Here is a 24983-nt window from a genome sequence, read left to right as displayed (position 1 = left end):
CGCGGGATCCAGTCCAGTCGGCCTGGCCAATCCCCGGTGACGGGGCAGGCCCATGTCCTTACCGCTGTTTTTCACAGGTGTACTCGTCACGGGCCTTACTCGTTGGGTGGGAGTTACTCGTCGCCGTCGAGGTAGCGCCAGTGGATCCGGGTGACGACCGTGTCCGGGGTGCAGCCTTTGTGGCTGCGGCAGAAGAACTCCACGAACGCCTCCGGCGTCATAGCCGGAAACCCTTCGGCCTCGACATCCTCAGGAGAGATGAGCGCCAGGCGCTCGCGGCGCACATCGAGGACTTCGACATCGACGATGCGCACCAGCGGCTCGTCGGGCTTGCGGCCCATGACCTTGCGGCACAGGGTCAGGCGGGTACCCGGGGTGAGGTACTGCCAGCCCATGCGGCGGGTGACGGTCTTGCGGCGGTCGCGCACGGCGTCCTCGGTCAGGGACACCGACATCAGCCTCGGCATGAGCTGCTCCTGTTCTGCGGGAATTCGTTCCAGATCCGGCCGTCGAGTTCCCGGCCGGCCGACTTCGGTGTGCGTCCGCCCCACTGCTTGAAGAAGAACGCCGTGCCCGCGTCGACACATTGGTCACGCAGGTCACGCACCCAGTCCGGATGGATGGGGCGCGCATTCGGTCCGGACTCGCCGCCGACGATCACCCAGTCAATCTCCGGTTCCGGTCGCCACTCGGTGCACTCGCCGCCGCAGGCGCATTCGTTGCGGTCACCGTCGTCGGGATGACGGCACGAGCAGCCGTCGGCGCACCGGCGGGTGAACAGGAACCGGTCCAGGTCGATCGGGCCGAGTAGCGGTTCCAGCGACAGGAACCGCACCGCGACACCGGGTGTCGAGGTCAACTCGGTGATGCGCCCGGTGACCGCACCGTTCTCCACGCTCGTGCCGAGCCACAGGTTCGGTGGGAAGGTGATGCGGCCGCGTTCGGCCATGAGCCGCGCCCGGTCTGGTCGTTTTGTGAGCAGCTGGTAGGTGTGCTGTGGGGTTTGCGCGATCACGTCGAGCACGGCACGGACGAATTCCACGCTGACCCGGGCATGGAACAAATCGCTCATCGAATTCACGAAAACCATGCGCGGAGTGCGCCAGCGGCGCGGGATATCGAGCGCGTCGGGGTGTTCGGTGACCCCGAACCCCGGCCCGGAAGTGCGCGGGTCGCCGTCACGCTGATACTTCGCCGAGCCCATCGCCTTGAGCCGTTTGGCCATGCCCATCGCGTAGCAGTTGTCGCACCCTGCGCTGATGCGGTCGCACCCGGTGACCGGGTTCCAGGTGACGTCGGTCCATTCGATCGCGGTCATTTCAGGTTGTGTCCTGTCTTCTGGTTGTAGATGGTCTGCTGGAAGATCTGGTGCGCGAGGATCACGGCTGGCCCCGGTAGTCGGCGGCGGGACGCTCATGCGATCGCCTCTGCGGTGTGCAGCACCGCACGCAGCCGTTGCCCGATCCAGGCACCGACCGCTGGGGAGACGGCGTTGCCGAATCCGTCGACCTGGTCGCGTGCGGTCCCCCAGACGACGAACTCGCCGGTGTGGCCGGGGAAGTCGGTGTCGAATCCGCAGCCGCGGCCCACTTCGTGGGCGGCCATCATGCGGAAGTAGCAGTCCTCCAGCGCGAGATCGGCCAGCGCTGCTCGCCATCCGGCGGTGAGAAGGCCCGTGGTATCGCGGGAGGTCAAGGTCCCGAACGGGTCGATGATCGGGTGTGGTGCGGTCTCGGTCCCCGAGGGCCCGTTCTGCTTGTACCAGCCGCCGAACAGCAGGGCCTGCGACGCGGACGCGGTGATGGTGCCCAGTGGGTCCGCGACCGGGTGGGCGCGGTACTTCGCTTCGTTGATGGCGCCGTTGTTCTTGATCACCCCGGCGGCGGTGAGCACGCCGGGGATCTGCTCGGAGGTGACAGTCGGCATCGCTTCGGCGTAGGTGGTCGGCAGCGTGTTCTTCCGGAACGGCACCACTCCCGTCGAGAGCAGACTCAGCGTCTGCGAGCCGCCCTGGGTGGGCAGCGGGTCACCGGCACCGCGCGGTGCGCCCTGGAAGTTGTTGACCGCGAGCAGCACCGCCTTCTCGTGGGTGGAGGTCACGGTGTCCATCGGGCGGCTCAAGTGCTGACCGTCGCCGTTGTGGCGGTGCGCGGCGAACACGTGCCCGGTCGACAACAGCGCGGTTTCCTGCTGGCTGGTCTGGGTGGCCAGGGGCTGGCTCAGGGCTCGTTCGGTGCCGTGCACACTCTTGGCGGGCATGAGGATCGCCGGGAACTCGGCGAACTTCGCTCGACAGCGTTCCGCGCGCGCCATCGTCGCAGGCCGCAACGGGCGCTTGCGGTCCCCGATCCGGGTGCCAAGGTTGGTGAGATCCAGCGCGTGCAGTGACGGTGTCATCGTCGGCACGACCTCGCGGTGGCAGCGCGGGCACCGGTAGTTGTACTGGGTGCCGTAGCGGACCGCGCCGGTCGGCGGCACACCGGTCTTCCACGACCACACCGCTTCCACAACCTCGTCGCAGTGTCCGCACCGCGCCAACGGCCGATGATCCAGGTCCGGCGCCGGGAGACGACGATCCCAGAAAACGATGTACAGCCGATCCCTGCTCTGCGGTACCCCGAAGAACATCGAGTTCAGATACAGAATCTTGTGCTCGTAGCCGAGGTTGCCGAACGCGCGCAGCCACCACCGGTACGTCGACCCGTCACCGACCTTGCGGCGACCCGGAATCGCCGGACCCCACGAGGTGAGTTCGGTCGTGCACTCGACCAGGATCATGCGCGGACGATTCCGATCCGCGTAGTGCAGCACGCAATTGGCGGTCGCCCGGTCCCGCTCGGAGCGGGTCACGCGATCCTCGTATTCGGGGTCGTCGAGGTCGAACAGGCTCACGCCCTGCTCGTAGGCCTTCTGCGTGTTCGCCTGCGAATGGTTCACGCACGACACCCCCGCCACCAGCAGATCCGCCGCGGGCAGGTCGCGAACATCGTGGTAGTCGGCGGACTCGGGATCGACCAGGTCCGCGATCCAATGCTGCGCGTCCGGGTGATTCGCCTCGTGGACATCGACTTTGTAGCTGTTGTGGTTGGCCGCCAGGATCGTGGTGAATCCGGCCATCTCGATTCCCCTGGTCAGGCCACCGAACCCCGAGAACAGATCCACCGCGACCAAATCGTCGTGGCGGAACCGACGACGACGAGTCGCGGGCCGATGCGTAGCGGTGCGCGGCCGCGTCCTAGTCGAGTCACGTCGGGACATGAACCCCTCCTTGCAGTTCCAAAACTGTGCAGTAATAAAACTGTACAGCGCGACTCGGTGGGCTGCTACAGTTTTGACACTGCAAAACTGTCCTAGACTCGTCGGCGACGCCGTGAAGCCCTGACAGAAAGCGACTTCCGAATGCCGCCCGACCCCACCCGAACCCGGCCGGTCGAAGACCTCGACCTGGCGGACCGATCCGCGCAGATCCGCCAGGCCCGCGCCGACGGCCAGCAGCCCCCCGCCGGCCGCCTCCTCGGCCTGCCGGAACTGCCGAACGGGGACATGTGGGTCGACATCGCCGGGGTCGAGGCGATCACCGAAATCCCCTCGCGCACCGTCACCGGCTGGTTGGCGCGCGGCGGGCCGAAGAAGGCCCCCTTCCCCGCCCCCCACCGCATCCTGTATCGCCTCTACTGGCCACTGTCGGTCCTCGAGACCTGGCACGAGGACTACGCGCGCGGAGCCTGAAGCGCCCTGGTCAGAGCGTTATCCCGTTGGCTTCTCCCAGATTTCGCGCTGATGGACCTCCATCGAGTTGGCTGCTACAGGAGCACGATCAGCGCGAAGATGACCACCACCGGCGGCACCAGCCAGATCCAGCGCATGTCCAGGGGTTTGACGTACGGCAGAGGCGGCCGCGTGCCGGGGACCGGCTCTGGCAGAGGGAGAGGCTCGGGTCGCCAGTACGGGCACGTCGGGGTCGCGTGGACCGCCGCGTAGCACCGTGGGTTATTGCAGGGATAGCCCAGGTCGTAGCGGAACTGGTCGAAGCGGTCCATACCGCACATCATCACCCGCGGCACCGACGACTGCGGAGAAAGGCTGGGGTTGGAGCCCCATACGTCGCCGTGTGTTGCCCGCCCTGCAGGACGGGCACCGTCCGGTATGGCGTGAGCGTGGACGGTGAGGCTTTGGTTCTGTCGGTAACTCACACCTCCAGTGCCCACACCCAAACTCTCTACCTCCGCGACCCTCATCGCGTTTCCTCCCCCAAACCCCCTCCGACCAGCCCACTTCCACCCGTCTGCGCTATCCTCTACCTACCACCCTTCGAACACATGTTCACACCTTTTGCATTTATGGGCACACCGGCTGTGTGTGGTCTGACCTACAACGTCTGGTTCGTCCGTACCGTCGGTTATGTGATGTCTCCGCACAGGCTCAGCGCGGACGCTGGTGTCGACTACTACACGAGATGCGTTGCGGTGCATGACGGCCATGAGCGGGGCCGTGCGAGCTTGTCGGACTACTACTCCGATCGCGGTGAGGTGCCGGGGATCTGGCTGGGTTCGGGGTTGGTGGCGTTCGACGACATCGCCGCCGGAGATCCGGTCGATGAGAAGCAGATGGCCGCCTTGTACCGGGAGGGCCGTCATCCGAACGCGGAGGCGATCATCGCTGCCCGCCTCGCGGCCAGGGACTCCGCGGCCGCTGCCCGCAAGGCCACGCAGCTAGGGCGGCCGTTCTACCGGTTCAAGGTGCCGGAGGGCAGCTTTCGGCACCGCGTGGCCGAGGCCCTGACCGCGTGGAATGTCGCGGCGGGCCAGGCCGAGGACGCGCCCGTGCCGAAGGATGTGCGGGAGGAGATCCGCACGCGAATCGGGCGAGAGATGTTCACCCAGGAGCACGGTCGTGAACCGCGTGACGGGCCGGAGCTGACCGACTGGATTTCGCGGCATTCTCGTCCGGAGCGCCGGGCCGTCGCCGGGTTCGACCTGACGTTCTCAGCGGCCAAGTCGGTGTCGGCGGTGTGGGCGTTGGCGCCGCGAGAGATCGCAGAGAAGATCGAGGCCGCGCACGCCGCCGCGATCGCCGACGCGTTGGCCTACCTCGAAAAACACGGCTGCTACACCAGGTTGGGTACCGACGGTGTCCGCCAGGTCGATACCGAGGGTATGATCGCGACCGCGTTCCTGCACCGCGATTCCCGCGCCGGTGACCCGAACCTGCACACCCACGTCGTGGTGTCGAACAAGGTCCGCACCCTGGATGGGCGTTGGCGGGCGCTGGATGGCCGGATGGTCTACCAGCACGCGGTCACGGCCAGCGAGATCTATAACGCCCGCCTCGAGCAGCATTTGGGCGACGCGCTCGGCGTTCGGTTCACCGACCGGCCCGCCCGCGACGCCAGCAAGCGCCCGGTCCGCGAGATCGCCGGTGTCGCTGCCGAACTGATCGAGCTGTGGTCGCAGCGCTCGACCAGCATCCGCGCGGAACTCGCGACGTTGACCCGCCAGTTCCAGGCCAAGCACGGGCGCGCGCCGATACCGGCCGAGGTCTGGAAACTCGCCCAAGTCGCCACGCTCTCTACCCGCGCCCGCAAGCACGAACCCCGCGCCTTGGCCGAGCAGCGCGCCACCTGGGAGCAGGAAGCGATCGAGCTGCTGGGCTCTCGTCACGCGGTCGAGGAGCTGCTCACCGACACCCTCGCGCCCGGCAGTCGCCAGCTGCCGGAGGTCGATGAGGCGTGGATCGAGCAGACCGCGCGCCGCGTCGTGGACACCGTCGCCGCACACCGCGCCACCTGGAAGTTGAATCACATTCGCGCTGAGACCGAGCGCCAGCTGCGCGGCCAGGTCAGCACCCGGCAGTGGGCGCAGGTGGCGGAGCGGGTCGTCGCGGTGGCGCTGGCCGAGCCGTGTTCGATCCCGCGTGGTGTTCCGGATCCGGTGCCCGCGGTCGGTGTGCTGCGGCGCCGTGACGGCACCAGCGTCTACACCACCGCCGACTCCACCCTCTACACCGCCCGCGCGATCGTGGACGCCGAACAGCGGCTCATCGCCGCCGCCCACCTCGACGGCGGCCGCACCATCCCGGCCACGGCGGTGCAGCTGGCGCTGGTGGAGTTCGCCGCCAACAACCACGGCCGCACCCTCAACCCCGGACAGCGCGCCCTCGTCGAGGCATTCGCCACCTCCGGGGCGCGGCTGCAGGTCGCGATCGCCCCCGCCGGAACCGGGAAAACCACCGCCATGCAGGTGCTGACCCGCGCGTGGACCAGTGAGGGCGGCATCGTGCTCGGTCTGGCGCCGACCGCCGCGGCCGCGGCGGTGCTGGGTGAGGAGATCCATGCCCCGACCGCGACGATCGACATGCTCACCGCCCTCATCGACGACCCCATCACGATCTTCGACCCCGATAGCCCCGTCTGGCTGCGGCGGATTGATCACCGCACGTTGGTGATCATCGACGAGGCCGCGAAAGCCTCCACCCGCCAACTCGACACCGCGATACGGTTCCTGCTCGCTCGTGGCGCCAGCGTCCGCGCGATCGGCGACGACCAGCAGCTGGCCGCTGTGGCCGCCGGTGGAGTGATCCGCGACATCGCCCACACCACCGGCGCTCTCACCCTGACTCAGGTCATGCGGTTCACCGACGCTGGTGAGCGCGCGGCCAGCCTCGCGCTGCGCGAGGGTGATCCGGCCGCGATCGCGCACTATGTCGACCACGACCGCGTCCACGTCGGCACCATCGGTGCCGTCGTCGAGGACGCCTTCCAGGCGTGGGCCGCCGACACCGCCGCCGGCCGCGACTCGGTGCTGCTGGCACCCACCCGCGACCTGGTCACCGAGCTGAACACCCGGGCCCGCGACGCCCGCCTGGCCCGCGACCCCGCGGCGGCCACCCGGCGGGAGGTCACACTCGGTGACGGACTGGCCGCCAGCGTCGGCGACATCATCACCACCCGCAAAAACGCCTACCGGATGCGGATCTCCGCCACCGACCACGTCCGCAACGGCTACCGCTGGAGGGTGCGAGCCGTCCACGCCGACGGCCGGATCACCGCCGCGCACATCGGATCCGGGCGGCTGATCACCCTGCCCGAGGACTACGTCGCCGACTACACCACCCTCGGCTACGCCACCACCATCGACGCCGCCCAAGGCCTCACCGTCGACACCGCGCACACCGTGCTCATCGGCGGCGAGTCCCGCCAACAGGCATACGTCGCGCTCACCCGCGGCCGCCACGAAAACCACCTGTACGTCGCCACCGCCCACGACGGCGAGGACACCGCACCCGAAACCCTCGACGCGATCCACCCGCCGACCGCCCTCGACGTGCTCACCGGCATCCTCGGCCGCGACGGCGCACAGGTCTCCGCCACCACCGCCCAACGCCACGCCGACGACCCCCGCACCCAGCTCGCCCACGCCGCACGCGCCTACACCGACGCGATCAGTGTGGTCACCCAACAGCGCACCGACCCGACCGTGCTGGAGCGCATCGACGCCGCGGCCGAACAACTCGCACCGGGACTCACCGGCGAGCCCGCCTACCCGACACTGCGCAAGCAGCTCTCTACCCTCGCGGTGGCCGGAAACGACCCCGTCGCGGTCCTCACCGACGCGGTCGCGCGCCACCAACTCGACACCGCCGCCGACCGCGCCGCCGTCCTGAGCTGGCGCATCGACCTGACCAGCAGCCGCGACGGCGCCGCCCCGTTGTCGTGGCTGCCCACCGTGCCCGCCGGCCTGCTGGCCGACCCGGAATACGGCGAGCACCTGCGCGCCAGGGCGCAGCAGATCACCGACCTGGTCGCCGAGATCGACACCGCCGCACGGGCCTGGACCACCGCCACTGCGCCGATGTGGGCCAAACCCCTCGTCGACACCAACCCGGCCCTGCTGTCCTCGCTCGCCATCTGGCGCGCCGTCCACGACATCCCCGACAACGATCGCCGCCTCACCGGACCCGAACAACGACCCGGCACCCTCGCCCATCAATCCCAAGCGGGCTTCCACTACGAGCTCGCCCGCGTCCTGGGCGACCGCGACGCCGACGTGCGGCGCTGGCACGCGACCGCGACCGCGCTGGACGCACGGCTGACCGAAGACCCGTACTGGCCGGTGCTGGCCGCCGAGCTGACCCGCGCCGCCGCAACCGGTCTCGACGTCCCCACCACCCTGCGCGCCGCCCACGAACAACGACCCCTGCCTCTCGAACAACCCGCGGCCGCGCTGCGCTGGCGCATGGCCGAGCACCTCGACGAGGGCCACGACCGCGAATTCGTCGACCTCATCGCCGAACTCCGCAGCCAGGAACTGCGGGCACTGCGTGATGCCGCCCTCGCCCGTGAGGTCACCAGGCGCCATAACCACCTGCGGTACACCAACGTGCGGTTCGGGCCCGACCGGCTCACCCTTGCGCTCCGAGCTCGCGAGCAGCTGATCGAGGCCCACCGCCGCCGCGACGACCAAGCCGCCGACATCCGCACCGCCCAAACCCTCGAACGTCAGAACACCGAACACACTCGCGACGAAGCCGCCGCGCGTGCCGCCTGGCGAACAGCATGCGCCGATGTCGCGGCCCTGCGGTGGTGGCACAGCCGCCAAACCCGTCTTGAGCGCGAACAGGCCGCCGCCGACGCTGAAGAAGCGCTCAACCAGGCCGCCGACCGCCGCGACGCTACCCGCGCGCAACTCAGCGAGCTGCGCGCCCGCATCGGTGCGCACGAATCCCTCTGGCCTCGCCTGCTCACCGAAGCCACCGACACCGCCGCACGCGACCAGGCCCTCGCCGAGGCTGACCGCGAGATCGCCGCAGGACAACACGACCGCGACCGCGCCGACGCATACCGCGCGCAGCAACGCGCCTGGGCTCAAGCCCCCGTCGACGAACAGCAGCGCCGCGCCGAGCTTCCACCCGACCAGCTCGAACGGGAAAACCGCGCCCGCGCCGAAATCCACGCCCAGGACAACCCCCTGCCTTCCCGCGAGGAAATCGCCGCCAAGCAGCGCGCCGAACAACGACGCCAGCAGCGTGAGGCCGAGCAGCAACGCCAGCGCGAGCGATGGGACACCCCGATCTTCGACAACAGCCCTTCCCGCGACACCGGCTACAGCCTGTAAGTCGTCGGTCACCCCCGCCCAGGCTGCCGCGCCCTCCCTCGCGGGAGGGCTTGCCACACAACCCAACCGCGCCGCAGGTCAGAACGGGATGATCCGGGAGCAAGTTATAGAGATCGATTATCTAAGTGGTCATGCCCGTAAGTCTTTTGGGGGTTCACGCGGCTGGTTGTTGTAGGGCAGGCTGGTTATCGCAGCCGGTGGGTTGCTGGGAGTGCTCGTTCTGTTCGTGCCGCTCGATCCGGGCTAGGAGGTCCTCGAGGTCGGTCTGGGTGAACTTCCATTCGAAGGGCCGGGCGGTCTGGTTGTAGCGCTGCTCGAACGCGATGAGTCGGTCTTCGACCTGGTCAAGACTGGTGAAATCGTTGGGAGAAACGACTTTTCGCTGCACGATGGAGAAGAAGATCTCTATCTGGTTCAACCAGGACGCATGGACTGGGGTGTGGACCATGACCGCGTTGGGGAACCGTGCGGTCAGCCGGTCGCACGCGGTTTTGCCGCGGTGACTCGAGCCGTTGTCGACTACCCAGAACACGCGTTCGGCCGAGGTGTAGGGCTCGCTGGTCATGACCTTCTCCACCAGGGCCATGAACGGCGCGATCCCGGTCTTGGCCGCGCAGTGGCCGACAACTTGGGCGTGGTGAACGTCGTAGGCGGCCAGGTAGGACAGCGCCCCGCCCCGGTGGTATTCGTGGTTGATGCGCATCATGCGCGAGACGCCCGGCGTCAGGGTGGGGTGGCAGCGGCAGCGGGCCTGGATCGAGGTCTTCTCGTCCGAGGAGATCACGTATTCGTCGTCGCCGAGTGGCTGCCCGTCCCATATCCGCTGATAGAGGTCGAGCACCCGTGCGGCCTTGGCCGCGAATTCCGGGTCGCGGATGAACACCCACGACTGGTATTGCCAGGGCTTGAGCGCCGCAGCCGACAGGATCCGGCGGATTGTCGCCGCCGAAATCGCTGTGACGATACCGGATTTGACTGCCTCAGCGGCCAGTTCACTGCTGCTCCATCGCGACAGCGGCACCCCGGTCTCGGCCGGCAACCCACACGCCAGGGCTTTGATTTCGGCATGCTGCAGCGGGGTGAAACGCGGCGGCCGGCCCGAGCGGTGCCGGTCTTTCAATCCGTCCAGACCGTGATCGGCGTATCGGTTACGCCATGTTCGGACGGTATCGACGACCACGCCGCGACGTCGGGCGATGGCGTTGTTGGAGTAGCCGCCCGCGGCATCCAGGACGATCCGTACCCGGACGACCAGCTGGTAAGCGGCGGTATGGGAGTAGGCCAGCTTTTTGAGCCGACGGCGATCGGAAGCGGTCAACACGATCTGACGGGCACGGGCAACAGGCACGCGGGAAATACTCTCTCGCAAGATCTTTCGAACAGACCGCGTGAGGATGCCCCCGATCACCACCGTCACCGGTGATCGACACGCCGGAACGGGCAAGATAGCCCTCATGCCCGCCATCCCGGACTCGACCAAAACCTCCCTGGCCCAGCGGCTGCGTCAGCACGCCCGTGACCACTGGCCCCAGCTGAGCGGGCTGCACGTCCGCTACCACAGCCAATTCGCCTACGTCGAAGGCGAACTCGCCGATGGCGACCGGCTACCACTGATCCGGCTCCGCTACGGCGGGTCGGCCTCGTTCTGGGGATTCGGGCTCTACCTCGCCAGCGACGGCAAATACCACAACCAGATCCTGCCCAGCGGACTGCCCAGCGGCACCCCTCAAGAAGCCCTCGACTGCGCCTGCGACCTCTACCTCCAGCACCAACCCCCGAAAGACTTCCGGGCATGACCACTAAGTGGTGACGACGGTGCGATGCCGCCTCCGGTGGCAAGCGAGCGAAGCTCGTGCGGCAGCACCTCCCAAGGCGACCAGCACGCCCAACCGCAGCGTCCGCACCCTCCCAGCGGCCGCCGCCATTCCTCCCCACTCCTCCCTCCGAATCCGAACGCCAATCTTCGGTGTTCCGTCCCGGCCCGAACCGGTTTCTCGACCACCCTTGAACCAGGTACGCAGATCGAGGGTGGTCGAGAAATCGGGAGCCTGCGGACGAAGGTGCGGGGCCGGGACGGAACACCGCAGCTCACCGAGCTGCGAGGGGGTGGATTACCCCGTGGATTACCCCCTGGACTAGGCCCTGGATTACCCCCTGGACCCAAACCCTGCGCTAATCCAGGGGCTGGTCCAGGGGGTAATCCACCCCCCCCCCCTGGACCAGCCCCCCGGTCAGCGTCCTCGGCCTGTGTCGCGGTTCTGGCTGATGTCGGGGGTGGTGTTGGGGCGCGTGGTCTCCGCCGCCGACCCGGTGACGGCTGAACCTGGGTCGGTGTCGAAGGCGCGGGCGGTGGTGCGCCAGGCGCGGATGTATTCCTCATCGACCCCGGCCGCGCGCATCTGCTCTGCCTGCTGGTCGATGCGTTCCTGCCGAGACATCCCCGAAGTCCGGGACTCGTGTTGCGCGTGCTGGTGCTGACGCTCACGCAGAACCTGCAAGGGTTCCAATGCTCGGTCACGCAGTTGCTGGGCGCGAAGGAACTCCTGGCGGGCGGTGTGTGCGTCAGCGATCGCGACGAGCGTGCGCATCAACTGCTCGACCAGCCGAACCGTCTCCGTCGCTGGGTCGTTCCGATCGGCGTACTTGGCGAGCTGGATGAGGATCACCGCTACCGCCCCCAACCCGGGCGGGCGCTGCCCTGCGGCGGGCGGGTGCCACCGCAGATGGGCGGGCACCTGTGCCGAGCGGGTCAGCTCTGTCGCCGCGGCCGCGAACACCCCCGGTTTGGATTCCACGCGCCGCGACCACGCCGCGAACACTCCCGCCGCGCGCCCGGCTGCACGCGCCCATTCGCCGTGATTCTCCGGCGGGATGCTCGCGAGGTAGTCGTTCCAGCGCTGTAGATCCTGGTGCGCCCGTGTCCACAGCTTCGGGTCGTCGAGGGTGTGCGCTTCCCGGCCACGCTGCCCGCCGTTGCGGCGGCCGGCCTTCCACGTCTTCAACGCCTCCGCCCGCGCCTGCGGGGAGTCGTCCCACTGATCCCGCAGCGCAGGCAGCGCCAGATCCTTCGACAGCAGCCCGCCGCTGCACCAGGGCCCGGTGTGCGTTAGCTCGTCCAGCGTCAACGGCTTTCCGCCGCGCGCCAGCCGCGCCGCCTCGGTCTTGCGGTCGGCGACGATGTCGGCCGGGTTACGCCACCGCACCGCGTACCCGGTCACCTCCTCGCCGCCCTTGCTGTAGCGGGGGCGCAGCGAGATCCCGGCGTCCCGGACCCGGCGCACGAATTCCGCCTCGGTCGCGCTCGCCGACGCCAACGCCCGCACCTCCAGCCGCAGCCTCTCCCGCTCGGTCAGATCCCCACCGGAGCGGTCACGACGTTCGGTCTCCGCCCGCGAGTTCCCGCGCAGCGCGCCGCCGTCCTCACGAGACGCCAGCACCTCCAGCCCGTAACGGTGCTCCAGCAGGTTGACCACCTTTTGAGAGCGCGCGTAATCACCCATCGGCCGCCCCGTGACCGGGTCACGCATGAACGTGTCCACCACGCTGCCGTCCTCACGGATGAGGGACGCGGCGATGTGGATGTGGTCGCCGCCGGAGCGGTCGGCGCCCGCACGGCCGTGGCGCACCGCCACCCACCGCGCCCCGGCCTGGGTGGGGTCGACGAACCCCATCTCCTTCATGAAGTCTTCCGCGATCGCTTTCCACGTCTCGTCCGACAGATCGCCCTCTTCGGCGCGCAACGCCAGCGAGCAGTGCCACACCGGGGCATCCCGCAGCACCCCCTTCTCCCCCTTCTCCGGGCGCTCGATCACCTCCACCGCACCGGTGTTCGCGCTCGCGGCGCGGGCCCGCATCCGAGCCCGGGTGCCGTGCAGCTTGCGCGGCAGATCCATCTCCCGCGCGATCTCCAACGCCACATCGCGCGCCGCCCGGTTGGACTCCGGACCGTCGAACCGGCCCAACCACGCCGCGCGCATCACCGACGCCGACCCCGCGACCACATGCCGATCGGTGTGCTCGTTGGCCTTCCCCGGCCCCAGCAGATACACCATCAGCCCGCCGAGCTTGGCGCCACGATTGATGTTCGGATTCATGACCCCGCCCTCACCGTCGCGTCACTTCGCGCGCCAGCTCATCCAGCCGCGCCGCCCGCGCCGCCAAGTCATCAAGCACCGCGCGCAGCTGGACGAGGGTGTCGTCGATGTCCTCGGCCAACGTCCCGGTGATGTTCGCCGCGTGCGCGATCTGATTCAGATTGCCGCCGATCTTCGCCAGGTGCTCCACCCGCACCTCATCCATCGCCCCCGCCGCCGACAACAGCACCCCAGCCAGAGTCTTGCGCTTCGGCCACGGCAGCCACGGCCCCGCCTCATCGGTCTCCCCCGCCGTACGGCCGCCGGTCGGGTTCAACGCCGACTCCGCCAGATACCGCGGCACCGTCATGTTCGCCTCCGCAGCGGCCTCGGCCAGCTTCACCGCATCAGCCGCCGACACCGTCACCCGGAACCGCTTCGCCCCCTCGCCGATGTTCTCCTGACGCTTCCGGTTCCGCGTCCGCGCCACCGACTGCATGCGCCGCGTCGACGGCACACCTGCATGGGCCGTCGACGCCTCGTGCACGGCCGAATCCGGCCGCTCCGGCACCTGGGTGACCACCTCGGAATCCACCTCTCTCTCCTGGCTCAGCGCAGCGACACCCGGCACCCGGGTGGACCTCGCCCCCGCGAGGTGACCACACTTATGGCACATAAGTGTTAGCTTGCTCCGCTGGGGCCGCGATTTTGAGCGTACCGGAGCAAGATCGCTCCGACCAGCACCAAACGCGACTCGACAGGGCGTGGCAACCGCCCGCCACCGAGAGGCTCCGCCGACCTGCGAACGGGGGCCTCACGCCGGCCGCGCGCACCTTTCCTCCCCCCACCTCGAGGCTGCTGGAGGGCTGGACCGGTAGGGTCCAGACACGACGCGACCCCGGCGGCTAAGCCCCGCCGGGGTCGCGTCTCTACTTCGGGAACCTGCGTGGAAAGAGTCTTTCCACTGTGCGATTCAGCTGAAGGTCACTGCCTCACTTCCGGAGTTCGATCACGCGGGCGCCAGTGCCTGCGTTGGAGATCCGTGTGTCGGCTTCCAGCCACTTCTTCACCGAGGCGAATCCCACATGCAGGTCGCGAGCGATGCGGCTCGCTCCGTGCTCAGGGTTCTCCTCCTGGCGGGTCAGCACCTGAGCGATCTGCTCGACCGAGGAGCGCGCTGCGGTTGCCTTCTTCACCTCGTGCGCCCGCGCCCATGCCGACGCCGTGATACCGGCCGGTGGTGCTCCATGCGCCGCGGCGGCGGAGTGCTCCGTAGCGCCGGTCCGAGTGCTACGCGGGGTGCTCCGTTCGGCGCGAGCGTGCTCCGCAGCAACCCTGCGGTGCTCCGTGGGCTGCTCCGCACGGCGCTCCGCCAGAACCGAAGTGCTCCGCAGGGTGCTCCGCACAGCGGGCGTGGTGCTCCGCTGAGTGCTCCGTACGACGGGCGGACTGCTCGGTTCGTGCTCCGCAGCAGTCCCCGAGTGCTCCGTAGCAGGATGCTCCACAACGGTGCTCTGCCGCTCGATCGCTCGCGCCGCAGGGTGCTCCACAACCTGCTCGGCAGGCTCGGTCTCCTCGGTGTCCGGCTGGGCGGCCACCGGTTCTACCAGCGCTTCGATGGGTACGGGCGCGGCTTGCTCGACGTCCGGCTCGACCTCACGAGGAGAAGATTCGGCCTCGGGTGCCGTGGTGCTCCGCTGCTCCGCAAGGTGCTCCGTAGCGTCCGGGGTGCTCCGCAGACTGCTCAGTTCGTGCTCCGCAGAGTGCTCCACAAGGTGCTCCGCAGAGTGCTCCGTAGCAGTGCTCCGCTCGCCCGGCTGCTGCGCAGGGTGCTCCGTAGCGGGCTGCTCCACAACGGTGCTCTGCTCGACGGGCGGGGTGCTCGGTTCGTGCTCCGCAGCAGCAACCATCGGGCGCTGCGTAGCAGGTGCTCCGTTCGGGTGCTCCGTAGCGGTGCTCCGCTCGCCCGGCTGCTCCGCAGGATGCTCGGTGGCCGGCATCTCGATGTCGTCGGCCGTCGCCTCGTGCCGGACGGGTTCGGGCCGCGCGGTGAGGATGTCGGGCAGGATCTGGTTCCCGGCGTCACCGACCTGAGTAAGGGCCACCAGGCGGGCGTGCAGGTCCTCGTGGTCGGGGACTTCGGCGGTGGCTCGTTCGATGGCGTGGCCGTAGCGTTCGGCGACCAGGCGGTGGGTGACCAGGGCGACGCCGATCATGATCGGCGCGACCACGTGCACACCGAAACCGGTCACATCTCCCTCCCGGAGGTAGGGGAAGGTGTTGAGCGCGATGCTCGCGGTCAGCAGGACGCCCTCGACGGTGTAGACCTGCCACAGCTTGTCGATGACACCCCACTCGGCGGTGTCGGCGGTCGACAGCATCAACGCGACCAGCACCACACTGATCAGGGCCTCCAGGCCGTAGGACAGCCAGAACATCGGATTGGTGGCGCCGCCGGTCGGGGCGATGTTCTGCTGCACCGTGACCGCGGAGAACAGCATCGAGAACGCGACCACACCGGCCAGAAGCCCCAGTACCCGCGGTTTGCGCTGATGCAGGCGAGCGACTTTGGCGTGCGGGCTGCTGCTGTGGCGCTGCTCCCCGATCGCTTGCGCGGCCCGCAGCAGGTCCGCGGCTTCCCGCTCGGCCAGCTGCGCGGCGGTGCGCCGCACCCGTTCGGCGGCGTCGGCGGCGGCCTGGATCCGCGCACGCTTCTCGTTGCGTTCGTGGTCGCGCACCAGCTCGGCCAACTCGCGGGCGTCGACGAGCTCACGCTCCGACAATGCTTCCAGCAGCGCCGGGTCGTCCTGGTGGGCCAGACGCTCATGGGCGATCTGCACCCGGTCGGGCAGCGCCCCCTCGATCAGGGCGTCCCCATCGGGAGGGGCGGTTCGGGGTTTCGAACGGGAGGACATCAGGGGGAACCTTTCTCGGCGGTGTCGCGGATCGCGGGGTTGGTCGGTGCTGTGGCCCGTCATTTCTGGCCCGGGCGTTTCTGTGTGAGTTCGGATTCCAGGCGGGAGATGGTGCTCTGGGCGGCGGCCAGGGCGCGCTCGAGCGCGTCGGCGCGGGCGTCAGCTGCGGACTGGATGCGGGTGATCTCGGCGGCGTGGTCGCTGCGCAGCTGTTCCCGGTCGGCGCGAGCTTCCGACCGCACCGTAGCCAGATCGGCTCGCACTTCGCTGACTTCGGCCCGAAGCCGCTGCGCATCGGCGTCGGCGTCGGCGGCCGCGCGCTGGGCGGAGGTCGCATCCGCGCGGGCGGCGGCAAGCTCGCCCCGCAGATCCGTGGCCTCGGTTCGGGCGCCGGCCAGCTGGGTGCGCAGATCGGTGAGCTCACCGCGGAGCCGGTCAGCCTCGGTCCGGGCATCGGCCGCGGCCTGCTCGGCGGCGGCCTGGGCGGATTCAGCGCGGTGCCGCGCCGCGACCGCGGCGTCACGAGCGTCGTGAGCCTCGGTGATCTGGACCGCGGCGTCGTGCTCGACCTGATCGACGCGAGCAGCGGCGGCCTGCTCGGCGGCCGCGATCCGCTCCCGTGATTGTGCCTCAACCGCCGCGATGCGCTCGGCAGCTTGCGCGCGAGCTGAGTCGCGGTCGACGATCGCCGCGTCGCGCTGTGCACCGGCCTGCTCTGCCTCACCGCGGGCACGGGCGGCGTCGGCCTCGGCCGCCGCGACCTGCTCATCGGCTTCCGCACGGGCAGCAGCGACCTGCTCGGCAGCCTCGGTGCGGGCGGCCTCGATCTGCGCTACGGCCTCAGCGCGCACGATCTCGACCTGCTCAGCAGCGGAAGCCTCGGCGGCCGCGATGCGCTCCTCCGCGTCGGCACGTGCCTGGTCCCGGGCGGCGATCGCGTCTTCGGCCGCGCCCTCGGCCAGCGCCTTATCTTCGAGCGCGCGGTCACGCTCGCGGCGGGCGCTGATCGCGTCGGCCTCGGCTTCGTCCGCACGGGTATTCGCCACCGCCAGCTCGGCCTCGTGCTCACGGCGGATCTGCGTGACCTCCGCGACCGCCGCATCCGGATCGATCGCGGTCGCGACGATCTCGTGCACCCGGCCGACCAACTCCCCCAGCTGCTCCCGGTGCGCGGTCGTCACCATCTCCACCTGCGCCAGCAGCTCCGACAGCGACGCCCGCGACGACGTCACCGGCCGGGGCGCGTTCGACCGCTCCCGGCGCGGCGCGACCTGACCGGCCGCCGCCAGTTGCAGTTCCCGCCGCCGCTGAAACGCGGTGGTCCGGTCATGGGTGCGGCGCTGACCATCCGGATCCGTATGGGGCTCACCGCAGTAGCTCGCCTGGCGGCCCGGACGCGCCGCCAGCGACACCGCCCGCCCGCACACCTGGAAATCGCCGGTCTCCGCGTCGAGACCGATCGGGAACTTGCACACGCGCTGCTCACCAGCTGCCGACTCGGCGACTGGGGTCTCTGACTGCTCGCTCATACCTCGATTCTACCGCAATTATGTTACGTATTGTCGTTAAAAACAAATTGTATCGTTTCAATAAAACGTTTTGTCGAAACATATCGAACCTGCTCACGCTGTCAGGACCAGCGGACAGACACTCCGCTCACCGGCCGGGTCGGCGAGCGGTGTGAGCTTGGCGACCAGGGGTTTTCGTCGAGAGCGGGGGTGTGGACGTGGGAGAAGCGGCTCATGCGCCGGTGTGGTCGTTCTCTTCGCCGACTACCGCGCGGTATCGTCTCGGCTGAATCGAGCCAGGTGGCGGCCCCTGTCCCGTAGGGAGGCAGGAGATGCTCGCTTCCTATTCGCCGCACCCGCCCCGTGGAAAGAGTCTTTCCACGGGGCGGGGCTTAGCTAGGAGTCACAGCCCATGACGACGGCAGATACCCGCCGAGTCCTGCGAGTCCTGTTCTCGACGTTGAAGGGCGGCCCCGGCAAGACGACCAGCGCGATCCTCACGGCTGTCGCGTTGGTGCGCCGGGGCCGGAAGGTGGTCGTCATTTGCGCCGACACCCGCACGCGCGGTGCGACCGACTGGGTCCAGGAGGCGGAGCGGGTCGGTGACAAGGTCCCGTTCCAGCTCGCGATCTGGCACGAGAGCGACGGGCCGCTGTCGCAATACGCCCGGACGGTCGAGCGTTCGACCGCCGCAGATGTGGTGATCATCGATACCGGTGGTGAGCAGCCAGAGAACTTCACCCACGGCTGCCTGTACGCGGACTGGCTGATCTGTCCGGTCGGCCCGTTCCGCGCCGAGCTGCGGCGACTGGTGCCGACCTATCAGAGCGCCGTCGCGGTCAACGACTCCGGATCCCCGCTCGAGGTCAGCGTCCTGCTGACCCGCTGCCCCGCCGCGCACAAGGGCAAGGCCAAGGAGGCACGCGAAGCGCTCACCTCGAACCTGGTCAGCGACACCGGCGAGCTGGATCCCGACACCCCGTACGCGCTGGGCTTGGATGTGCTGAACACCGAAATCTCGCGCGGAGTCGCCTACGACGAGTTCTACGGCCTCATCCCCGAAGACGTCGGCGAGTACGACGACCTGGCGGAGGAGATCCTCGCCCGCCAGCGCGCGGACGAGGCGGCCTGATGCCCGCGCCGCAGCGACCGAAGAAGAGCCGCAGCGGATCCAGTGGCCTGCCGTCCACGGCCCACAGCGATACCGCGGCGATCGTCTCGGCGGTGCTGACCACCACGCGAGCCGAGGTTTCCGCCGATGGTGCGTCCGCTGCTCCCCCGCCGGCCTCCCAGATGGACGCGCCGCTGGCGGAGTTCGCGCACCGGCCGGACAACCCGCGGTGGGCGCGTGAGTACGACCCGGAAGCCGATCCGGAGCTGGCGGCCTTCGCCGCGACGGTCGACGAGTTCGGCATCCTGCAGGCGGTGACGGTGTGCTCGCGTGAGGCGTGGCTGGAACACCATCCGCACGACAAGTTCGCCGACGAGGTCCGCTACGTCGTCATCATGGGCAACCGCAGGCTCGCCACTGCCCGGCACAAGAAGGTCGACAGGCTGCCGCTGCACCGCAATGACCGGCTCGCCGATCCGAGGCTGAGCAAGGAAAGCGGGATCATCGAGAACTACCACCGCAAGCCCTACGACCCCATCCGCGAGGGCGGCGAGATGGCCGCGGTGCTCGCGATGACCGGCGAGAGCAAGCGGGCCTTCGCCGAACGGATGGGAATCTCCCACACCCAGGTGAACCAGCGTCTCCAGCTGCTGGACCTGATCCCCGAGTTCCAGGGCATGGTGTCGGACCTGGCGATGCCAGTGCAGAAGGCCCTCAAGATCGCAGTACTTCCCGCCGAAGCTCAACGGGCGCTGCTGGAACTCGGCCAGCCCTACGACCCGGCCCGGCTCATCACCGAGCCGGACTCCGGTTCTGCGAGCGGTGCCGAGGATGGAAAGAGTCTTTCCACGACTTCGGCGGTCAAGATTCCCAAGAGCAGCACACCCGACGACGTCGCGCAGGTGCTGCGCGACAAACTCGAGCCTGCTCTTCTCGATGCAGTCCTGCACATCCTCAACCAAGCTTCGTGACGGCACGTCGCCGCAACTAAGTGCGCGTCATTCTGGGGGTCCAGCGGCTATCTGGGCGGCCCAAATCGCCTCGTCCAGGCCAGAGTCCAGGTCCCACGGCGCGAGCTGCACGGTCGGCTCAGCGCCGCCGTCGTGGTCGGCGGGGATCTGGTGGCGCAGCTCGAGCCAGGCGTGCCACTGGGCACGCTGGCGCTGGATCCGGGCGAGGAATTCGGCGCGCACCTCGCGTAGGCCGTGGGCGGCGGCGATGTCGTCGAGTGAGACGGGACCGGGGGAGACGGTGCCGCGGCCGCGTGTGATGAGCCCGGCCTGGGCGAGCACCGCGAGGGTGTCGTAGCCGGTGCTGCGACCGACGCCCGCGGCTGCGAGCACGTCGGCGACGTTGGTGAGGCCGGTGTCGACGACCAGCTGGTAGACCGCGCGGTGGTGCAGTCCGAGCACCTTCCACGCGTCGTGGACCGGCCGCAGCTGCACGCGGTCGGCTGGTACCGGCGCCACGGCCTGGTCCAGCTCCGAGCCGCTGTAGGCAGTGACCAAGCTGTAGCAGTCAGCCTCCCGGTGCACCGCGCGGCGGATCCGCAGGATCGGGCTGCCCGGCCGCTCCCGCAGGTCCGCCAGCACATCAGCGACCGTCCCGACCGACAGCAACCCCGCGAAACCCGCCAGCGCGCGCACACCGACCGCGACCAATGGTGTGCCGTCCCGCCCGGACTTGCCCGCCACCAGCGCGGCGTAGGCCAGTGCGTCGAGCACCGCGATCACCGTCCACCGATGCTGCTGACCAGGCCAAGTCTGGTGGACCCACGCGTGAGCTGTGGCAAGCCAGCGGGAGTGGGTATCGCTGTGCAGCGGAGCAGATTTCGAGCCGTAGGCACCTTCGGGGGGTGTGAGGTTTCCTGACCTGTGTTCGGGAGACCGGACTAATGAGCTGGCTGTGATCCAACGGGTACAGATGCGCTCCCAGTCAGCGGCTAGCGCCTCGTCGGGGCGGCGGTAATGCGCGTACGCGCCCGCCAGCCCACGCCAGGTGTCATCGCGACGAGCGCGTACGTCATCGAGACTCCAGCCACGTTTTGCGCATGCGGCCAGGACACTGGCACGCGCCTCCGACCGGGAAGGCCAACGGCCATCGGTGGGCATGGCGCCGGTGACCGCGAACGCCTCCACGGCGCCCGGAAGAGGGCTTCTCCAGCACCAGGTGGCGCGCAGCCGCGCCGAGCTGCCCGCGCCCTCCCACAGGTCCGCAGACAGCTCCACAGGGACCGTGGAAGGCTGCTCGGGGGTGGTGTGGTCGGGGCCGACACCCAGGTACTCCCGCAGACGCGCGAGCAGGCCGGGCTCCGCACCCTGGCGCAGCGCAACCGCCGCCTCGTCGACGGCGCCGTCGAGCTCGCGGACCGCGCCGTCGCGGGTCGCCGACCCGGGCGGGGTGATCGCGCCCGTGCGCGGGTTGAGCATCAGGCCGATATCCAGCGTCGGCAATCGTGAGCCCAGCAACCGCATCACGGGCTCGATCTCGTCGCGACTGTGGGTCTCACCGGCAGCGAAGGCCGCGATGACGTGGCGGCCGCGGTTGGCCGGGTTGAGATCGGACACCGGCAGCGCGCCGCATGCGCGCAGCCACGCTTTCGCGTAGGCGACGTCCTGGGCCACCTGCACCGGCCCGCCACGCTTGGAGTCGAAATCCAGCGCCAGCAACCGCGTGCGGCGGGCGGCGTCGTAGACCGGCACCGCGGCCGGGTCAGCCGGCGGGCGCCGAGTCAGCCGCCGAGTCGACGACGTGGTGTTCGTGTCGGGATCGATCAGCCGCATCGACGGCCGCGCCGCGATGAGCGGGGCAAGAGTCGCCCAAGCCAGCTCACGAGCCGCATCGGCAGGAGCTGGAACATCGTCGTCAGGTAGCGGGAAGAGTGCAGGTCGCAAATTGTGATCTGCGGCCTCGGCCGTATCACTTGGTTGCGAATTCGCACTCTTGCTACCCTTGTGCACGCTTAGCACAAGCAGCGGATTCCTAGTGGGTATCGGGGTCCAACCGAAGGCCTTCCAGCGCCAACTGGGGGCCTTCACCCGTTTCTGGGGTGGGTGTCACGCCCGCACTAGGGCGAGCGGGTTCTCCGGGCGGGTCAGGCCGGGAGTTTCAAGGCCTCCTGGTGGCTCGGTGGTAGTCCGGGATAGTCGGGGAGTCCGAGCAGTCGCCGTAGCGCTAGCTCGTACACGGCACGCTGGGTCAGGCCGTGCGCTTTCGCCGCTTCCTGGACCGCGTCGACTACATCGCGAGACAGTTGCAGGCCGACGCCTTTGGTCGGCGGTAGCGTGACTGGTCTGGCCATAGCGACCTTTCTAGATGTAATCCGGTCCGGGGCGAAGCCGACACGCCGCAACGTTGTCCACACAAACTGTGTGGACAACGGTCTAAGGCATGCGTGCTCGTAAGGAGAAGTAGAGCGGCAGCTCAATGCCATGGGGGGGAATGAACTCTCGCTGCCCGCGTTGGGTCAAGCTGGGCAGTTGTCTATCCAGCCAAGGGAACTCGTGAAAGAACTCCAACCGGAGGCCAGCATCCGCGATCGCTGTCAACAGATCGCCTGTGCTGTGCGTCCATAAATACTTCTCACTGGACTCGACGAGTGCCGACGGATCGGCGTAGGACCCCTGCACCGCATGTCGAAAAGGCTCGGATCGGTGCCAATACGGTTGGCTGACACGTACTTCCGGCGTGGACGGATCGAGAGTCTTGGCGACGGGATGCACGTCCGTGAGGTATAGGAACCCGCCTGGAGCGACGAAGCGGCTCACGATCTGCGCCCAGATGGTGAGGTCGGGCAGCCAGCCAAGAATGCCGCGAGAGGCATACACGATGTCCCATTGGCCGGTCAGAACTTCGTCGAGGCGCATCACGTCCGAGACGACGAATTGAGCGTCGACGCCCACGTCACGCGCGAGATCTGTGGCGATCTGGATCGCGACAGGAGAGATATCAACGCCGGTGACACGTGCGCCGCGGCGGGCCCAGGACACCGAATCTGTGCCGATCTGGCATTGCAGGTGTAGCAGGGAGAGGCCGGCGACTTCTCCGATTTCGGCCACCTCGTAGGGCCGTAGCTTGTCAGCTCCGGCCCGGACCGCGTCGAGGTTGTACCAGCTGCCCTGCGCGTGGATGGCGGCCCATTCGTCCCAGAGCGCCTTGTTTGAAGCGATCGCCGCATCTACCGGCGGCTGCCCGGAGTCTGGCACCTGGTGCGTCATTTCGTGACAGTGACCCAGTGACCCGCAGGAATTACGTACTCACCGAATTCCAGTACGGCACCGGACTTCTCAGGCCAGCGGTTTTCACCCAGCAGCACAGGATCGCCCTCGGCGATGCCGAGGTGCTCGGCGATTTCGGCTGTGGCCCGTGCCGCGCATTGGCGGTAGCTGTCGGCGTTGGTGTCCGGAAAGCGTCCGGTCCTCTCCTTGAGCAGGCCAACGGTTCCCTGTCCGCCGGGGATCGGTTGCAAATCCAGCAGCTCTGGGACCGCTTCTGCCAGTTCACCCGGCATCCATGTCACTGACCACGTGACTGGCACGTCGCCGTGCTTAGTCACGCGTTCGCGGCGGACAACTGAATCGCCAGGCTCGATGCCCATCGCGTCAGCGACGTGTTGCGGAGCAGTGGTCAACTCAGCGGAGATGATTTTCGAAGCGCCGTGCGGGTAGATCACCCGGCCCCGTTGTACCGAGCGCAGCCGATCAGCTGGGCTGAAGGTGCCGTTCTCAAGAAACGCCACAATCGTGCCTTGCTTGCTGGTTGAGACCAGCCCATCGGCGGCCAGCTGGCGCATCGCCTTCGCGGCGGTGGTGTAAGCAACCTGCCATTGCTCGGCGATCTCGCGCACGCTCGGCATGCGCTCACCCTCGCGTAGATCACCGCTGGTGATCGCATCGCGGTAGTGAGCCACGAGCTGCATGTAGACCGGCTCGGGCCTCTGCAGATGCGGAGTCACAACGACCTCCTTGTCTAGGTATCGATCCAGCCCAGGCTAACACTCGTGTGCGCGTGTGCGCGCTATGGATCACAGCGTCGCACAACTCGTCTTTTTCCCTTCGTGTGCGCCCTTGTGCGTGATAGCGATCACGGTCATACTCAATCGTGTGCGCGACGCGCACACAGCGCGCACACGAATGAGTAGGAGGCCTGATGGTTGTTCGGCGAGAGGGGCAGTGGTTGACCGCGACGCGGTCGGACCACGTCGCCTACGAGATGTCGGAGGGGGTGTTCCGGCTTTCGTTCGCGCCGGATCGCCTGGTCAACGGAGTGCAGGCGGTGGCCGGTCTCACGCTGGCCGAAATCGTGGCCGAGTGGGACCAGTTGCTGTGGGTCGATAGCCCGAACACCGCGATGGTGTGGAAGCTGCTGGCCGGTCAGGCGCGGCCGCTGGGGCTGGATGTGTTGGACGCGGTGATCCGCTGCATGCAATCGGAGTGGCCGACCACGGCGGCCGAGTGGGCGGTGTGGTCGCGATGAACGCTACGCAGCTGCTCGCGCGGGCGGTGTCGGCTCCTGCGGTGGCGACGGTGCATGTGGGTCGGCACGTGATGTCCAGCGAGCAGACCGGCCACATGGCCCGCTATGCCGGTAACGGTCGATGGACCGTGGACTACCTGCCGGGTCGTCAGCTGACCAAGGATCAGGCGCTCGCGGCGATGAAGGTCGCGGCCGTGAACTCCGCGACAGGCCAGGAGCGTGAGATCGGCCGGTGGGCCGCCGCGCTGGGACTGACCACAGCGGAAGCGGTCGGCTTGGCGGCGATGCGGGCTGGTGCTGCGGCGGAGCGGGCGATGGGGCTGGACCGGTGATGCGTTCCGGGATCGGCCACATGGTCGGCGCTTTCGCGACGGTGCTGACGGTCGCGGTGCTGACGCTGCTGCTGGTCGTGGCCGCGTTCCCCGGCCATGACGGTTCGGCACCGGCGACGCCGCGCCCGCTGGGCCCGTGTGAGCCGTTCTGCAGTCTGCGCACCACCACCTCGGCGGTTCCGGACGGGGGTGCGCAGTGACGAACACCGAAACGGCCACGAGTGTGCGGGTTTTCCAGCTGCACCGCGACGTCGACGTGACCGGGTTCTCCGGCACGGGTGTGGTCGCTGACGGCGTGATCTGGCCCGACGGCGCGGTGTCGATGCGCTGGCGCGGCGCGGTCCGCACGACCGTCGAGGCGGCCTGCCTTGAGGACATCCAAACCATTCACGGCCACGACGGCGCGACTCGCGTCGTCGTCGGCCGCTTTTTCGACGTGGAAAGGCAGGGCTGATC

At 68.5% G+C, this 24983-nt stretch carries 22 protein-coding genes; 9 read left to right on the top strand and 13 right to left on the bottom strand.

The features are described from left to right. Positions 1-113: 113 nt before the first annotated feature. The 3 genes from ACIHAX_RS36255 to ACIHAX_RS36245 all read right to left on the bottom strand — a co-directional run bounded on the left by ACIHAX_RS36255 (position 114) and on the right by ACIHAX_RS36245 (position 3258). Positions 114-467 (bottom strand): hypothetical protein, encoded by a 354-nt coding sequence (locus ACIHAX_RS36255; protein ID WP_397282165.1) that lies wholly within the window; start codon positions 465-467, stop codon positions 114-116. Further along, positions 455-1318, bottom strand: coding sequence for a phage Gp37/Gp68 family protein (locus ACIHAX_RS36250; RefSeq protein ID WP_365335813.1), 864 nt, complete (start codon positions 1316-1318; stop codon positions 455-457). The genes ACIHAX_RS36255 and ACIHAX_RS36250 overlap by 13 nt, the downstream gene beginning before the upstream one ends. A 95-nt stretch (positions 1319-1413) precedes the next feature. After that, positions 1414-3258: a DNA cytosine methyltransferase gene (locus tag ACIHAX_RS36245; protein ID WP_397282163.1), complete on the bottom strand. Its 1845-nt coding sequence runs from the start codon at positions 3256-3258 to the stop codon at positions 1414-1416. Positions 3259-3399: 141 nt separating this feature from the next. On the opposite strand from ACIHAX_RS36245, the gene ACIHAX_RS36240 reads away from it, so the two are divergent. Then, complete coding sequence (locus ACIHAX_RS36240; RefSeq protein WP_397282161.1) at positions 3400-3729, top strand: hypothetical protein; 330 nt, start codon at positions 3400-3402, stop codon at positions 3727-3729. 74 nt (positions 3730-3803) lie between these two features. On the opposite strand, the gene ACIHAX_RS36235 is transcribed toward ACIHAX_RS36240, so the two are convergent. Then, positions 3804-4040, bottom strand: a complete 237-nt coding sequence (locus tag ACIHAX_RS36235) for a hypothetical protein (protein ID WP_397080188.1) — start codon at positions 4038-4040, stop codon at positions 3804-3806. Between the two features lie 279 nt (positions 4041-4319). Between ACIHAX_RS36235 and mobF the strand changes: the two genes are divergently transcribed. Further along, the gene (mobF, locus tag ACIHAX_RS36230; protein WP_397282159.1) at positions 4320-9113 is read left to right on the top strand and encodes a MobF family relaxase; all 4794 of its coding nucleotides are present in this window, start codon (positions 4320-4322) and stop codon (positions 9111-9113) included. A 154-nt stretch (positions 9114-9267) separates the two neighbouring features. On the opposite strand, the gene ACIHAX_RS36225 is transcribed toward mobF, so the two are convergent. Then, positions 9268-10530, bottom strand: coding sequence for an IS630 family transposase (locus ACIHAX_RS36225; protein WP_397282156.1), 1263 nt, complete (start codon positions 10528-10530; stop codon positions 9268-9270). A gap of 37 nt (positions 10531-10567) precedes the next feature. Between ACIHAX_RS36225 and ACIHAX_RS36220 the strand changes: the two genes are divergently transcribed. Beyond that, the gene (locus ACIHAX_RS36220) at positions 10568-10909 is read left to right on the top strand and encodes a hypothetical protein (protein ID WP_397282154.1); all 342 of its coding nucleotides are present in this window, start codon (positions 10568-10570) and stop codon (positions 10907-10909) included. 435 nt (positions 10910-11344) lie between these two features. Here ACIHAX_RS36220 and ACIHAX_RS36215 read toward each other — a convergent pair whose 3' ends face one another. The 4 genes from ACIHAX_RS36215 to ACIHAX_RS36200 form a co-directional block, all read right to left on the bottom strand. Next, positions 11345-13207, bottom strand: a complete 1863-nt coding sequence (locus tag ACIHAX_RS36215) for a relaxase/mobilization nuclease domain-containing protein (RefSeq protein WP_397282152.1) — start codon at positions 13205-13207, stop codon at positions 11345-11347. A gap of 10 nt (positions 13208-13217) precedes the next feature. Further along, positions 13218-13781 (bottom strand): MobC family plasmid mobilization relaxosome protein, encoded by a 564-nt coding sequence (locus tag ACIHAX_RS36210; protein WP_397282150.1) that lies wholly within the window; start codon positions 13779-13781, stop codon positions 13218-13220. A gap of 397 nt (positions 13782-14178) precedes the next feature. Next, positions 14179-16101: a hypothetical protein gene (locus tag ACIHAX_RS36205; RefSeq protein WP_397282148.1), complete on the bottom strand. Its 1923-nt coding sequence runs from the start codon at positions 16099-16101 to the stop codon at positions 14179-14181. 59 nt (positions 16102-16160) lie between these two features. After that, on the bottom strand, positions 16161-17630 hold the full coding sequence (locus tag ACIHAX_RS36200) for a hypothetical protein (RefSeq protein ID WP_397282146.1): 1470 nt from the start codon (positions 17628-17630) through the stop codon (positions 16161-16163). 391 nt (positions 17631-18021) lie between these two features. Between ACIHAX_RS36200 and ACIHAX_RS36195 the strand changes: the two genes are divergently transcribed. After that, the gene (locus tag ACIHAX_RS36195) at positions 18022-18741 is read left to right on the top strand and encodes a ParA family protein (protein ID WP_397282144.1); all 720 of its coding nucleotides are present in this window, start codon (positions 18022-18024) and stop codon (positions 18739-18741) included. Next, positions 18741-19691 carry a ParB/RepB/Spo0J family partition protein gene (locus tag ACIHAX_RS36190; protein ID WP_397282141.1) on the top strand — a complete coding sequence of 317 codons (951 nt, stop codon included), beginning with the start codon at positions 18741-18743 and terminating at the stop codon, positions 19689-19691. The genes ACIHAX_RS36195 and ACIHAX_RS36190 overlap by 1 nt, the downstream gene beginning before the upstream one ends. 27 nt (positions 19692-19718) lie before the next feature. Here ACIHAX_RS36190 and ACIHAX_RS36185 read toward each other — a convergent pair whose 3' ends face one another. The 4 genes from ACIHAX_RS36185 to ACIHAX_RS36170 form a co-directional block, all read right to left on the bottom strand. Further along, the gene (locus tag ACIHAX_RS36185) at positions 19719-21422 is read right to left on the bottom strand and encodes a hypothetical protein (RefSeq protein ID WP_397282140.1); all 1704 of its coding nucleotides are present in this window, start codon (positions 21420-21422) and stop codon (positions 19719-19721) included. Between the two features lie 392 nt (positions 21423-21814). Beyond that, entirely contained in the window at positions 21815-22021 is a 207-nt protein-coding gene (locus ACIHAX_RS36180) for a hypothetical protein (protein ID WP_397282138.1), read from the bottom strand. A gap of 82 nt (positions 22022-22103) precedes the next feature. Then, on the bottom strand, positions 22104-22937 hold the full coding sequence (locus ACIHAX_RS36175) for a methyltransferase domain-containing protein (protein ID WP_365335751.1): 834 nt from the start codon (positions 22935-22937) through the stop codon (positions 22104-22106). Beyond that, positions 22934-23674, bottom strand: coding sequence for a GntR family transcriptional regulator (locus ACIHAX_RS36170; protein ID WP_365335749.1), 741 nt, complete (start codon positions 23672-23674; stop codon positions 22934-22936). The genes ACIHAX_RS36175 and ACIHAX_RS36170 overlap by 4 nt, the downstream gene beginning before the upstream one ends. A 194-nt stretch (positions 23675-23868) precedes the next feature. Here ACIHAX_RS36170 and ACIHAX_RS36165 point away from each other — a divergent pair, with 194 nt between their 5' ends. The 4 genes from ACIHAX_RS36165 to ACIHAX_RS36150 are packed head-to-tail and all read left to right on the top strand — an operon-like array spanning position 23869 to position 24981. Next, positions 23869-24195 (top strand): hypothetical protein, encoded by a 327-nt coding sequence (locus tag ACIHAX_RS36165; RefSeq protein ID WP_397282135.1) that lies wholly within the window; start codon positions 23869-23871, stop codon positions 24193-24195. Next, positions 24192-24527, top strand: coding sequence for a hypothetical protein (locus ACIHAX_RS36160; protein ID WP_397282133.1), 336 nt, complete (start codon positions 24192-24194; stop codon positions 24525-24527). The genes ACIHAX_RS36165 and ACIHAX_RS36160 overlap by 4 nt, the downstream gene beginning before the upstream one ends. After that, entirely contained in the window at positions 24527-24727 is a 201-nt protein-coding gene (locus ACIHAX_RS36155) for a hypothetical protein (protein WP_365335743.1), read from the top strand. Before ACIHAX_RS36160 ends, ACIHAX_RS36155 begins: the two co-directional genes overlap by 1 nt. Beyond that, complete coding sequence (locus tag ACIHAX_RS36150; protein WP_397282130.1) at positions 24724-24981, top strand: hypothetical protein; 258 nt, start codon at positions 24724-24726, stop codon at positions 24979-24981. Before ACIHAX_RS36155 ends, ACIHAX_RS36150 begins: the two co-directional genes overlap by 4 nt. The last annotated feature ends 2 nt before the right edge of the window (positions 24982-24983 follow it).

Source organism: Nocardia sp. NPDC051929 (assembly GCF_044548645.1).
GTDB classification, from domain to species: Bacteria; Actinomycetota; Actinomycetes; order Mycobacteriales; family Mycobacteriaceae; genus Nocardia; species Nocardia sichangensis.
This window is presented reverse-complemented; position numbering and strand designations above follow the sequence as displayed.